Raw genomic sequence first — 12,181 nt, 5'->3', positions numbered from 1 at the left:
ACGGCGGTCGATGAATAATCTAAACGTTATCAGTCACGCGAAACACTCGAAAAAACCGACTCTCGGAGGCGGCGAAGTGGCGCTCGGAAAATACCCCCATCTTGTAGAATCGGGCGGAAAAATACGCCATTGGCGTATTTTCTCCGACGATAAATACGTCACTGACGTATTTTCCGAGCGATTTTTCGGGGTTTTCGGCATTTTTCGCGCCGAATATTCAGCCCCGGAAATCGGTATTTCGAGTCAGAAACATGGAATATGCGAATGGGTCTCATAAACTGGGGTCGGGCGAGCCAAACGGAACGCGCTCGCCGCGCATAGAGCGAGTCCGCAGGTGTGCAGAAGTTGGACAGATGGCGCGCACATGAGAAGGGAGTCGGGCTATGGCAGAGGAACCGACGGGTTCGGAGCAGGCATCGGCGGATACTCCGCTTCCGCAGGGTCACACGGTCGAGGGTTTCGCGGAACTGATGGACGCTCGGGTTCGGCAGGCGCGTCAGGTCGTGATGCACCTTCAGGAGATTCTGCTACCGGACGCCGGGGAGCGGGGGGATGGTAAGGGCGACGGCATGGTGAAGATCGGTTGGGACGAGCTGAAGCATCTGACGTGGGCAGACCTTGCTTCGGTCGGTGTGGCGGCTCATTGCGACGTGGGGATTGGGCAGGCGCTTGTGAGTCTGCGGAACACCGAGCAGATCGTCCTCGGTCTCCGAGACGTTGCGGGGGCGATCCGGGAACTGACTGCCGAGGTTCGCGGTCTGGCGTGCGCGAGAACACCACGAAATACGGAACCTCAGTAGCGGCGCGGGTTTGGTCGGTGTCGGCGTCGTGCATCATCAGCGAGGCATCGCCCGACAACGCTGAACTTATCGGCGAGGTTGAGCGGATGCTGAAGGTGCATGGTATCCGCGCGACATACTGGCACAGCCCATCGAGCCGCAGAGGGCGGGAGAGCCGAGCAAAGTCCTCGAAGGCTACGACCAAGCTAATACGATGCTCGCGGAAACGAAGGGGCAGGCATGAACACCGTAGCCGGTTACGACCCGATGCGCGTCGAGCAATCCGTCCGGGCGTTCGCGGACGCGATGCTGGAGACGATGCGGATGCACGAACGCAAGGGCGGCTGGGACAACGTTGATAGCCGCTGGCTCGCTTGGAAGCTGGCGGAGGAACACGCCGAGGTCGTGACGGCGATCAGCGACTACGTGCTCTACGGCACGCCGTTCAACCGGCGTGCGCTCGCAGCCGAGCTCGTGGATGTTGCCAACGTTGCCATGATGCTGTGGGACAAGCTGCAAACGGAGGGCTGACCATGACCGCTGACGCCGTAACGACTGACGTGCTGACGCGGGCAGCCCTGAAATGGCTGTCGGGGCGGTCAACGTGCGTCCTGCGGGAGCGCGGCACGCCGTCGGAGCGTGCCGACGCCATTGGGTTCAAGCTCGACGGAAGCCTAGTACTCAGCACGCTGATCGAGGTGAAGCTGACGCGGCAAGACTTCCTAGCGGACCGCCACAAGGCGGCTCGCCTGGGAATCGGCATGGGCGTCTATCGGTACTACTTCGCCCCGAAAGGCGTCATCGCCCCCGACGAGCTTGACCGCTGGGGGCTCGTGACCCTGGTGCGGATTAAGGACAGGTATTATGGTCCGCGCTGGTCGGGGCGGGTCGTGAAGGTATCGGCGAGGTTTGAAGCCGACCACTTCGCCGAGATGCGGGCGTTGATGAACGAGGTCGAGTCTGCGCGGAACTGGAGTCTCAACCGGGAGCGGCTGATAGACATGGAACGGGCAGAGTGGGGCATCCGCAATCTGCCCTGTGAGGCGCGTCTGCGCAATGCCGACCGCCGGAGTGACGGCGATGGGGTCGAGACATGGTGATCTGGTGGATACACAGCGCTTCCCAGGGAGCGCGGACGTGACCCATCGCGCACCGTTTCCATCCGCCATGACGTTCGCCAGCCTGTTCACAGGCATCGGCGGATTCGATCTAGGCTTGGAACGAGCGGGCCTGGTGTGTCGCTGGCAATGCGAATCGGACGCGAACTGCGCGAAGGTCTTGACCGCGCAGTTCAAGGTTCCCCTTTACAAGGACGTGAGGGACATAACCGGTGGAGAGCCGACAGCCGACCTTGTTTGCGGTGGATTCCCCTGCCAAGACTTGTCAGTTGCCGGTCGCCGCAAAGGACTGGCTGGAGCGGCATCAGGGCTCTGGTTCGAGTTCCAACGAGTTCTTGCGGCGCATCGTCCAGAGTGGGTGCTCATCGAGAATGTCCCCGGTCTACTATCGTCAAACGGCGGACGGGACTTTGCCGAAGTCCTTTCAGGGCTGGAAGAACTCCGGTATGGCGTCGCATGGCGAGTACTGGACTCTCAGCACTTCGGCGTGCCCCAGCGACGCCGTAGAGTCTACATTGTCGGACATCTTGGAGACGGACGTGCCGCCTCAGTACTCTTTGAGCCCCAAAGCATGTCGAGGCATGTTACGTCGCGCGGACACGAACGGGGACCGGGTAGAGCCGTATCTGCGACACTTACTGGAAACGCGGGCGGCGGAAACCGACCTGCCGGACATAGAGGCGAACTCGCCCTCGTCGTGAGCTCGCCGCCAGTACGTAGGTTCACACCGGCAGAATGGGGGCGGCTCCAGGGGTTCCCTGACGGATGGAATGACTGGCTACCCGATACCACCCGGTATCGACAGTTCGGCAATGCCGTAACTGTCCCCGTGGCGGAGTGGCTTGGGCGCAGGATGCTGGCGGCGTCCGACCGCCGGACTGATGGGAGATGGAGACGAGACATGGTGACCCAGCAGGATGGCGTCGCCGAGGACGCTTACGCGGTTGAGCAGGTGTCGCAAGCGCCACGGTATTCTAGGAGACGAACATGAGCATCGAGACGCCCGAGCATCTTCAGCAGGCAGTCGAGCAACTTCACCGGGTCTTCCGCATCGCCCGCAGTTCGCGGGAACGGTTGATGCCCGGGTTCGCGGTCGCGTTCGTCAACGAGACTGAGGGGGCGGTCCGCGAGATCCAGGGGATCCTGGCAGACGTGGGGAACTACATCGGCATCGACATCCCCATCGCCACGCCGAGCTGGCCTATCGTGCCTGTGTGCGTAGCCGCCCATGACGAGAGCAACGAGGAGCTTTGGCGGCGGATGATGGGCCGCATCCCAGTAACCGAATACCCAGTGGGGGACATTTCCCCAGGAAAGGACGACACGATGGAAACCGGAACCCAGACCGCAACGACACTCCAGAAGCAGCCACCCCACTTCTCCGACCCGCAAGTGGCAAACTACTTCAACAACACCAAGGGGAGCATCCAGTTCGTGCGCGACGCCTTCGAGCGCTGGAGCAAGGAGGCGTTCGCCGAGGAAGACCGGATCATCAAGGCCCAGATGTTCGTTCGGGCGAACGGCGACCAGACCCGGGCGGCGCACCTCAGAGCCGTCTACGAGACGTGCGCCAAAGTCGAAAGCGCGCTCGACGCTTTGGATGATGCTCTGGCAACCATCCAGGCGAGGTCGGCGATTCTGCGCGGCACGGCGCCCGCCCTCGAAGCTGTGGGGGGCTCATAGATGTTTCGTCCAGAACCGGGGCAAGGCGCTGATCTTCCGGTGACGATTCCCGCCACAGCACCGGACGGCAGCGACGCGACCATCATCCTCAACAAGGATTCGGCTCCTGATATCTTCGTCCGGCTGTTCCAGATGACGACCCCCAGCTTCAATGAGGTCGCAGTCTGGTATCGGTTGGCGATGGACCTGAACTACAAACGCCATCCGCATCACGTCGCTGACGATGGCACACCTGCCGCAGTCGCAGAGACGGGCGGCGCGTAGGAAGGAGACTCCAATGGTCGGTGAACTGAGCGAACGCGGGAAGCGGCTACGGCTGCTACGTCCCGCACTCAAACGAGTGAGGGCGGAGATCGCAGAGTGTGAGCGGTTGAGCGACCTCACCTTTGGTAAGCCAGAGAGGGAAAGGCTCCTGAAGCGCTTTCACACATTGCTTACGGAGGCGCACTGCATCGAAAAGCGCATCGCCGCTCTCGAACAGGAGAGACCGTAGCGCGGTCGGCAGCGGGGCCGCGTTGTTCGGCAACGGAACCCAAACCGAAAGGGCCGCCACATGGCACGCAAGGGAACGCAGACCGAGATTCCGAAGGAGCAGTTGCACCGGAAACCCCACCCCCGTGACCGGATGAGCGTCGAGAAGACGACGATCACGGCCAAGCAGCAGGTCTTCTTCGACGTGCGAAACGCGGAGGGCGTCGCGGGACTTCTCGGCTTGCTTCTGCAGCAGCCAAACCGCGAGTGCTTCGCGTTCGCCGGGAAGTACCAAGAAGGCGGCGATCTGAAGCCGGTCGGTTGGGTCGTGACCCTCACGGCGAGCGCCGAAGCGGGAGCAGCGGAGTCTGTCGTCGATGGGCTCACGGTGATGGCAAAGCGGTTCGGCGGCGACCTCCAGAGCGCGTTCAAGTCGGCGACGCACGACCTGCAGTTGCGTCTGGACACGGAGTGGCTTAGGACACAGGGCGCGGAGGTCGAGATCGACCGGACGGCAGAGGTCAACGGCGACCAGAGCGACCGCGTCTAACTCGGCAAGCGGGCGACGGTCGGGAGTCACGGATTCCTCGGAAACGTTACTCCCGACCCGGTTCCGCCGGACAAGAAGGAACCCAAGCCAGATGAACACGCCCACCTTGCGAGAAGCCCGCACGTTGCGCGGCCTGAGCCAGGCGTGCTTGGCGAAGCGAACCGGGATATCCCAGCAGACGATCAGCCAGATAGAACGCGGCAACCAACCGCCAGCGATTGACGACGCCGCGCGTCTCGCCTCGGCGGTCGGGCGCGGGATCCACGAGATTCGCTGGGCGGCGGAACCGCGTTGGCGGCGTTCCAGAAGGCGGGGAGCGCCATGAGCGTCGAGGTCGAAATCCGCGCCATTCAGCGGGTCGATGCGGACAGCACGACGCGCATCGACTGGGTTCGCTACGAGGTCGAGTATGGCGAGGCGGTCGATGAGGACAGCGGCGAGGTCGTCGAGGTCTGCCTGAGTCGCGCGGTCCTCGGAGCCGGTCTTATCATCCGCGCCGGTCACTTGTCCGACGAGCAGGCGGCGGACGCTCTGGAGCAGGAGGTCGCGCATGGAACCCTTTGACGGCGAGTGGTTCGCGCGGCATCAGGGCGCGATGCTCGCGCTCGCCAACACGAGGGCGGGGAGGCGGCTTCTGCGCATCGACGGCGACCTGCCCGCAAGGTGCTGGGTCGTGGGGATTCAGCCGCACGCCGTCACGTGGACGACGGAGCCGTTGATCCCGTGGCTTCGGAGCGTTCGTCGCGGCGAGCCTGTGACCCTCACGACGGACTTCCGCACGCACGAGAAGTTCGGCAAGCGGCTCCGGTTCAGCGTGTTGCCGCGTTGGGAGCGGGTCGGCGAGATCGTTCGCGCCGCGTGGTCGCCGTTGGGCGTGCGCGTCGCGTGGGCGGACACGCTGACGGTCTACCCGCAGCCGGGGGCCGGCGGGGGGAATACGACCTGTGACGGCCAGGTATTCCGTGGCACATCGGGAACGTTCAGCGCCATCCGCGACGGCGCAGGCACGGGCGTAGATGCTTTCGGCATCGACGCTTCTCTGTACCGGCTTCTAGCGAGTACTACGAGCAATGTCTTCTCACAGCTTTACCGATCCATTTTCACCTTCAGCACGTCCGCGCTCGGAAGTTCGGCAACGCTTTCCGCCGCGGTACTGAGCTGGAGAGGAAGCCTCAAAGCGTCGGGCCTTGGGACGGACTCGGCGAACGTGGTCGCGGCGACGCCAGCCGCGAACAACTCGTTGGTCTCGGCAGACTACGGACAGCTTGGAGCCGTGGCCTTCGCGACGGTCGCATACAGCTCTCTTTCGACAACGGGGTATCAAGACTTCACGTTGGACAGCAACGGCAGAGCCAACGTGAGCAAGACGGGGATTTCGCGCTTTGGGCTACGCGGCGGATGGGACCTGAACAACTCATTCACTGGAACCTGGGCTAGCAACCAGACGACGCGATGGCAAGGCTACTACGCTGACCAAACGGGCACCTCAACCGACCCCAAGCTGGTCGTGACCTACACCCTGCCCGCGAAGGGCTTGCCTCTGTTCTTGGCTCAGATGGGAGGAGGGTTCGCCGCATGACGCCGATCAAAGTCGGAACGCAGTCGTTCAGCGTGCAGCTTCACATCCTCGACAGTGCGACGTTCCTGCCGATCACCACGTTGACGAACGGCTCGGCGGGCGCAGCCCTGTGGTACAAGCGCGGCGGGACGGGGACGAAGACCGCGATCAGTCTCGCGGCACTTGCCAGCGACGAGGCGGCATACGCCGAGGGGGGATTCAAGCACATCGCCAACGGCGTCTATCGGCTCGACGTGCCGAACGCCGCGCTGCTGGCGGGGGCCGACTACGTGGTGATTGGGGGGACGTTCACGGGCGCGATTGTGCCGCCCCTCGCCCTGCGTCTCGTGGGACACGACCCGCGAACGGAACTCACGACGACCGTGCTGGCGTACATCGACGCGGCGATCACCAGCAGGCTTGCGACTGCGGGATACACCGCGCCGGACAACAGCGGAATCACGGCAGTCAAGGCAAAGACGGACAAGCTCAACTTCAACTCCGACGCGACTCCGCTCGTGCTGTCGGACGTGCGCGACGTGAACGATGCGGCGGTAACGTCGGTCGCGGACTTCAAGGCGGACGTGTCTGCGCTCGCCCTTGAAGCATCCGTGCAGGCGGTCCCGACCGTCGCGGAGATACGCACAGAGCTTGACACGAACAGCGCGAAGCTCGACGCGACGGTGTCCAGCCGGTCGAGCCACAGCGCAGCGGACGTGGTGACGGCGATGGACGGAACTTCCGCCAAGCTCGACGTTGCCGTGTCCAGCCGACTTGCGGACGCGGACTATACCGCGCCGGACAGCGCAGCAGACATCGCGGACGCGGTTCACGATGAGGCGTTGTCGGGTCATGTCGCGGCGGGATCCACCGGCGCGGCGCTGAACCGTCTAGGAGCCATTCAGACCCGAACGGACATGATCGGTGTGGCGAGCGTGACGATCCGAAGCCCGCTCGTAACAGGATCAGCCGTTAGCCTCGTGCGCGGCGACGACTATGCCGCCGACGACGGGCGCAGTCTCGACTTCACGTTCGAGAACGCGCCCGACCTGACCGGTGCGACGATCACGTTCTCCGCGAGGACGGCATACGGCGAGTCGCACAGCTTCGCAATCGAGGCGGAAGTCCTGTCGGCGGATGAAGTCCGAGTCGAGCTGACAAGCGAGGACACCGAGGTTCTTCTTCCCGGTGTGGAGCGCTATCGGTTCGACATTCAGGCGGAGCTCGACGGCACCGCGCGCGTGGTCACGCTGGTCGCCGGGAAGATCACCGTCATTGAGGACATGATCGTGGATATCGCCGAACCGTAGCGAGCCACGAACAAACGTCGGCACTTGCGCGTAAGTGCCGACGTTTGAGAGGGGACGACATGAAGCCCGAACGCTCGGACGACACGGCGCCGGACGAGTGGCTTGCGCGGGAGATCGACGCGCTGAGCCGCCGCACGCAAGCCGTGCTCGATCCGATCACTCAAGAACTCGACCGACTTCGCGCGGCCCCGTCACTCCCGGCAACGATCCGCTGTGAGATCGCGCAGAGGAACGCGACCCTCGCAGTCCTGTGCGGGATCCAGGAGCAGATCGGCGCCGTCGGCATGGCCATCACGACCGCGATAGTCGATCTTACAGCGCGTCTCGAAGCCGCCACGCAGGACGCTTTCGGCGACGAAGACGGCGACGCGGGCGAGGTTGGCGACGAGCCAAGCCCAGCCGCCTAGAAGGAGACCCCGATGAAAAGACCGGGCGACAGCCCCAAGCCACGCTGGATCGCGCTCACGCACGTTGCGGACAACGCCTACATGATCGACGCCAGCGGCGGTCTAGGCGTCATGCTGGGCGCCCCGCTCCCGGAGAGGACGACGCTCTACCTCATCGATGACACGATGGACAGGACTCTAGCCGTGGTGAACCTTGACGCCACCGTAGCGCTGGATGAGGCATTCCCGGAGTCAGAAAGCGGTGTCGGACAGATTCTCACCTACATCCATGGGAATCCGTCCATCTATGCAGGTATGGAGCCGGAGCTGTTCCGGTTGTGGGGAAGTACCGGCAAGTGAGACGAGAAGCTCGGTCGGCTGCCACACGGCAGCCGCCGAGACAGAACCCAAACCATTGAACACAGGTTGCAGGCAGTATACCGTGGGAGTGCGTTGCACACCAACACGAGGATACCGACAACAGGTTTGGGTCATGGATGGTTGACCGATGGCGGAGTCGCGACGGCACGTGAGCAGGCAAGAGACCATCACGATGCAGCGACTTCCATTATTTGCAGAGAGACTACGTGTGTCGGGTCCGCACCAAGCGTCGGAGGGCGGCCAGCCTCTGGTGGCGATGCAGCTGCAGTCGTGCTTCGCCGTTCCTCTACTGCGCGAGCGTCTCGGCGGTCGTGGAGTGGGTACGGCGCTGCTCTGAGTAAGCGCAACCTTTGGGGTATGGGCCATCCAGAACGCCTTGTGCAGCGACCTTCACCCGCGTGCTAAGCCGGCTTGAAAGAGGAGATTTCGAAGGCATCCTTCACACTTGGGCTTGGAGTGGACGGGTGTCAAGCGTAGGTCGCCTACCACCACAATACTTCTTCCACCAGATTCGCTCCTCAGGGCCACACTCCCGCACTTGCATCGTAGACCGCCGAGCGCTGGAACAGAACCGTCGCGCCTCAGACACCATCGCACGTCCAAGAGTTGGCTACCGCGACCACGGAACACCCAAGCACACACCGCAAGTGATGGTCTGGCCCCGGATCAGCACTAGGGTGCGCCAAGCGTCACCCATGCTTGGCCATCTGCGAAGTTGCCCTGTAAGGGACGGGATGGGCACCCAGCATCTAGGTCCGATGCGACTGAAGGTACTGCTCGAACAGAAAGTCCTTGAGAGCTTCGCCAAACGCATGATCGTCCGTGATTCGCTTGTACAGGTCGAAGTTCGTGTCGACGATCTCCTGAATCACGTGATTGACCTTCGTGTCGAACGTCAGTCGCACGTTCTCCGGCGTGTTGACCTTCGCGGCCACAGCGAGCCCGGCGTCAGCATCGAGCTTCTGCATCATCTGATTGAGCGTCACGTGGTGTTCCGGACCGAGGTTGATCCCGAAGCGCTCGTTCAACTCGGCGATGATGCGAGACAGCGCTTCGAGCTCCTCCTGCGGAATCCCGTACGCGCCTTTCGTGCCGACGGGATCGAGGAGGCCCGCCCGGCGTTCGAGTGCGATTCGACCGCTACTCGTCTCCTGAATGCGGTAGGACTCCATATCAATGTTTCGTTGCACGTCGAGCGGCAGTTCGGCGCGGTTCGTGGGCAAAAGTCGCCATAGATGACGGGCGAAGACGTAGAGCTTTCCGAGGTCAACGTCGGTGAAGGTCAGCACCTGGGCAAGGAAGGCGTAGAGTCGAACATAGTCCGTGATTTGTCCGATAAAGTCCTGTTGTTCTTCCTCGGACAATCCGCGAAAGCGTTCCACGGTCGGAGCCAGCGCGGCATACAGCTGATCTTGTGCGGACGTTTTGCCGAAGAAGACGCGCGCGAAGCCGTCCACATCGGCGTCGAAATAGACCGGAAACGCCGCTAACCGGTACTGAATCTCGTAAAGCAGGTTCGGATCGGTCGCCTCCGAAAGGATCGTCGTCTCGTAGTACGGCTCGAAAGCAAATCGGATGTCGTCCGCCTCGTTGGCGAAGTCGAGCACGGTGCACCCGCGCTTTTCGGGATGCGCGCGGTTGAGACGCGACAACGTCTGAACCGCGTTCACGCCGCCGAGTTTCTTGTCCACGTACATCGAGTGCAGGAGCGGTTGATCAAATCCCGTCTGGAATTTGTTGGCCACGATGAGGAAGCGAACTTCGGGTTGCTCGAAGGTCTTGGCTGTCTGCTTCTCCGAAAAGCCGTTCATGCCGGATTCCGTGTAGGATTGCCCGCCGTCCTGGACGGTTCCCGAAAATGCCACGAGTGCTTTGAACGGATACCCGCGCTCCGCGAGATACCTGTCCACTGTCAACTTGTACCGAACCGCGTGCAGGCGCGAGCGCGTGACGATCATCGCCTTCGCCTTGCCGCCGATCTCTCCCTGTACCTGAGCGGCAAAGTGTTCGACCAGGATCTTCACCTTCTCGAGGATCGCGTGTGGGTGCAGCTCGACGAACGACTTGAGCAGGAACTCCGCCTTCTTCTTGTCGTAACGCGGGTCGTCCTCGATCGTCTTGAGCAATCGCCAATAAGCGTTGTAGGTCGTGTAGTTCGCGAGCACGTCGAGGATGAAACCCTCTTCAATCGCCTGACGCATACTGTACAGGTGGAAGGGCTCGAACCCGCCGTCGTCGCGCGGCGTCCCGAAGAGTTCGAGCGTCTTCGGCTTGGGCGTGGCGGTGAAGGCAAATGTCGAGACGTTGGGCAGTCGTCCGCGCTTCTCCATATCGGCGAGGATGAGGCGCTCCAGCTCCTCTTCAGGAGTCTCCGCGTCGGATTCCTGCCATTCCGCGTCCTCCAACGACCCGGAGGCGAGCACGGACTTGAGGCTCTTGGTGCTTTCCCCAGATTGGGAGGAATGCGCCTCGTCAACGATCACGGCGAACTGCTTTCCGGGCAGTTCGCTGATCTCCTTCGCGATTACAGGGAACTTCTGGAGCGTCGTGACGATGATCAGTTTGCCCGACTCGAGCGCGTCTTTGAGCTGACGCGAAGTCTGGTCAATATTCTCCACCACGCCGAGGGTCTGCTCGAACTGCTTCATCGTGGATTGGAGTTGGCGATCCAACACGCGACGGTCGGTGATGACGACGACGGTATCGAAGACCTTCCGGTCCGTCGCGTCGTGGAGCGTCGCGAGCTGGTGGGCAAGCCAAGCGATCGTGAAGCTCTTGCCGCTCCCTGCCGAGTGCTGAATCAGGTAGCGTTGGCCCGTTCCCATACCGCGTGCGTGCGATACGAGTCGGCGCACGCAGTCTAGCTGCTGGTAGCGCGGGAAGATGATGTAGCGATGTCCCGTCTTCTTCCCCTTGTCGTCCTCGTCTTCTACCTCGTGAATGAACTGACGAACGAGATCGAGCACGCTGTCGCGCGCCCACGTTTCCTCCCACAGATAGCGTGTCGCGTAGCCTTTCTGAGTTGGCGACACGGGCGGGTTTCCGGCTCCGCCGAAACAGCCTTGATTGAACGGAAGGAAGCGCGTCTTCGCTCCGGCGAGATGCGTTGTGACGAAGACCCGATCCGGGTCGACTGCGAAATGCGCGAGACAGCGACCGTAGGCGAAAAGCGGTTCCCGCGGATCGCGGTCGGTTCGGTATTGACGCATCGCATCGTTGACCGTCTGACCCGTGAACGGGTTCTTCAGCTCCGCGGTGAAGATCGGAATGCCGTTCAGGAAGAGCGTAAGATCGAGGCTCTTTTCGTTCTTCGTGCTGCAATGAACTTGGCGCACAACCGAGAAGATATTGCCCGCGTGAAGACGCTGCGTCTCCTCGTTGAGTCCGCTCACAGGACGGAAATACGCGAGGCTGAGCTTGCACCCGGAGTCTTTGACACCGCTCCGCAGGATGTCGAGCGCGCCACGCCGCGCAATCTCAGAGGACACGCGCTTGACGAACTTCTCTTGGACTCCCGCGCCGTGGTGCTGGCTGAGTTTCTGCCACTCCTTCGGCTGGGTCGCGAGGATGAAGTCCACAACGTCGCGCGGGATGAGGCATAGAGTCCGGTCGTAATCGTCTGGAGAACGCTTGTGATAGCCGCCGTAGAGCGTCGCGGCTTCGCGGACGATGTTCTCGTCTTCGTCGTAGGCATCGGGCCCGTGACGGAGCAACGCGCACTCGATGGCCTCTTCGAAGGCGCGCTCGGAGATGTCAGGGGTCATGCGACCTCCTGCCGCACGTCAATCCTGCCGGTTACTGCGGCGGAAATGAGGGCGACCCGATATTCCGCCAATCGCTCGATGGCTTCGCGTATCTTGGCGATGAGGGCGTCCATCTTCGCGGTCTCTCGGTCGAGGAAGGCGGCGATGGCGCGTTGCTCTGAGTATGAGGGAAGTATCAAGA

At 62.3% G+C, this 12,181-nt stretch carries 16 protein-coding genes; 14 read left to right on the top strand and 2 right to left on the bottom strand.

Features of this window, described 5'->3' with window-relative positions:
• Positions 1-383: 383 nt before the first annotated feature.
• The 14 genes from FJZ36_15230 (at position 384) to FJZ36_15165 (ending at position 8,215) form a co-directional block, all read left to right on the top strand.
• The gene (locus tag FJZ36_15230) at positions 384-800 is read left to right on the top strand and encodes a hypothetical protein (protein MBM3216254.1); all 417 of its coding nucleotides are present in this window, start codon (positions 384-386) and stop codon (positions 798-800) included.
• 219 nt (positions 801-1,019) lie between these two features.
• Positions 1,020-1,310, top strand: coding sequence for a hypothetical protein (locus tag FJZ36_15225; protein MBM3216253.1), 291 nt, complete (start codon positions 1,020-1,022; stop codon positions 1,308-1,310).
• 2 nt (positions 1,311-1,312) lie between these two features.
• Positions 1,313-1,879, top strand: coding sequence for a hypothetical protein (locus tag FJZ36_15220; protein MBM3216252.1), 567 nt, complete (start codon positions 1,313-1,315; stop codon positions 1,877-1,879).
• Between the two features lie 67 nt (positions 1,880-1,946).
• A complete protein-coding gene (locus FJZ36_15215) occupies positions 1,947-2,888 on the top strand; it encodes a DNA cytosine methyltransferase (protein ID MBM3216251.1) in 942 nt (313 codons plus the stop codon).
• Complete coding sequence (locus tag FJZ36_15210) at positions 2,885-3,580, top strand: hypothetical protein (GenBank protein ID MBM3216250.1); 696 nt, start codon at positions 2,885-2,887, stop codon at positions 3,578-3,580. The genes FJZ36_15215 and FJZ36_15210 overlap by 4 nt, the downstream gene beginning before the upstream one ends.
• 39 nt (positions 3,581-3,619) lie before the next feature.
• Positions 3,620-3,844, top strand: coding sequence for a hypothetical protein (locus FJZ36_15205; protein ID MBM3216249.1), 225 nt, complete (start codon positions 3,620-3,622; stop codon positions 3,842-3,844).
• Positions 3,845-3,857: 13 nt separating this feature from the next.
• On the top strand, positions 3,858-4,073 hold the full coding sequence (locus FJZ36_15200; GenBank protein MBM3216248.1) for a hypothetical protein: 216 nt from the start codon (positions 3,858-3,860) through the stop codon (positions 4,071-4,073).
• A gap of 60 nt (positions 4,074-4,133) precedes the next feature.
• On the top strand, positions 4,134-4,601 hold the full coding sequence (locus FJZ36_15195) for a hypothetical protein (protein MBM3216247.1): 468 nt from the start codon (positions 4,134-4,136) through the stop codon (positions 4,599-4,601).
• Positions 4,602-4,692: 91 nt separating this feature from the next.
• Positions 4,693-4,926: a helix-turn-helix transcriptional regulator gene (locus tag FJZ36_15190; protein ID MBM3216246.1), complete on the top strand. Its 234-nt coding sequence runs from the start codon at positions 4,693-4,695 to the stop codon at positions 4,924-4,926.
• Complete coding sequence (locus FJZ36_15185) at positions 4,923-5,165, top strand: hypothetical protein (protein ID MBM3216245.1); 243 nt, start codon at positions 4,923-4,925, stop codon at positions 5,163-5,165. Before FJZ36_15190 ends, FJZ36_15185 begins: the two co-directional genes overlap by 4 nt.
• Positions 5,152-6,180 (top strand): hypothetical protein, encoded by a 1,029-nt coding sequence (locus FJZ36_15180; protein MBM3216244.1) that lies wholly within the window; start codon positions 5,152-5,154, stop codon positions 6,178-6,180. Before FJZ36_15185 ends, FJZ36_15180 begins: the two co-directional genes overlap by 14 nt.
• On the top strand, positions 6,177-7,469 hold the full coding sequence (locus FJZ36_15175) for a hypothetical protein (GenBank protein ID MBM3216243.1): 1,293 nt from the start codon (positions 6,177-6,179) through the stop codon (positions 7,467-7,469). Before FJZ36_15180 ends, FJZ36_15175 begins: the two co-directional genes overlap by 4 nt.
• A gap of 59 nt (positions 7,470-7,528) precedes the next feature.
• Entirely contained in the window at positions 7,529-7,876 is a 348-nt protein-coding gene (locus FJZ36_15170) for a hypothetical protein (GenBank protein ID MBM3216242.1), read from the top strand.
• A 12-nt stretch (positions 7,877-7,888) separates the two neighbouring features.
• Complete coding sequence (locus FJZ36_15165; GenBank protein MBM3216241.1) at positions 7,889-8,215, top strand: hypothetical protein; 327 nt, start codon at positions 7,889-7,891, stop codon at positions 8,213-8,215.
• A 770-nt stretch (positions 8,216-8,985) separates the two neighbouring features.
• On the opposite strand, the gene FJZ36_15160 is transcribed toward FJZ36_15165, so the two are convergent.
• Positions 8,986-12,000, bottom strand: a complete 3,015-nt coding sequence (locus tag FJZ36_15160; protein ID MBM3216240.1) for a type I restriction endonuclease subunit R — start codon at positions 11,998-12,000, stop codon at positions 8,986-8,988.
• Positions 11,997-12,181: restriction endonuclease subunit S (locus FJZ36_15155; protein ID MBM3216239.1), on the bottom strand; the 185-nt coding region annotated here is incomplete at its 5' end. The genes FJZ36_15155 and FJZ36_15160, both read right to left, overlap by 4 nt.

Source organism: Candidatus Poribacteria bacterium, assembly GCA_016866785.1.
In the GTDB taxonomy this organism is placed as follows: domain Bacteria; phylum Poribacteria; class WGA-4E.
This window is presented reverse-complemented; position numbering and strand designations above follow the sequence as displayed.